The organism is Pseudoalteromonas sp. 19-MNA-CIBAN-0066 (assembly GCF_040308705.1).
Taxonomy (GTDB): Bacteria; Pseudomonadota; Gammaproteobacteria; order Enterobacterales; family Alteromonadaceae; genus Pseudoalteromonas; species Pseudoalteromonas nigrifaciens.
In genome coordinates this window covers 1-266 of sequence record NZ_JBEONZ010000242.1, presented here as the reverse complement: position 1 = coordinate 266, position 266 = coordinate 1, and the positions used below count along the sequence as shown (strand labels likewise).

1 pseudogene is annotated in these 266 nt (G+C 41.0%); it reads left to right on the top strand.

From position 1 onward, the window contains the following. A pseudogene (locus AAEZ18_RS18990) lies at positions 1 to 266 on the top strand (polysaccharide lyase family 7 protein); the annotation flags it as partial.

Here is a 266-nt window from a genome sequence, read left to right as displayed (position 1 = left end):
CACTGGTAGTGGCTCAGGTATAGCAAGCAACATCACCAACGGTAGTATTTTTGACCTTGAAGGTAACGATCCTCATCCATTAGTAAATAGCGACACTTTAGAGTTTGTTCCTCTAGAAGCGCGTCATATCACTCCAAACGGGAATGGCTGGCGTCATGAATATAAAGTAAAAGAAAGTGCACGTGTTGCAATGACCGAAACCTATGAGGTTTTTGAAGCAACTGTAAAAGTTGAAATGTCAGATGGTGGTAAAACGATTATTTCTC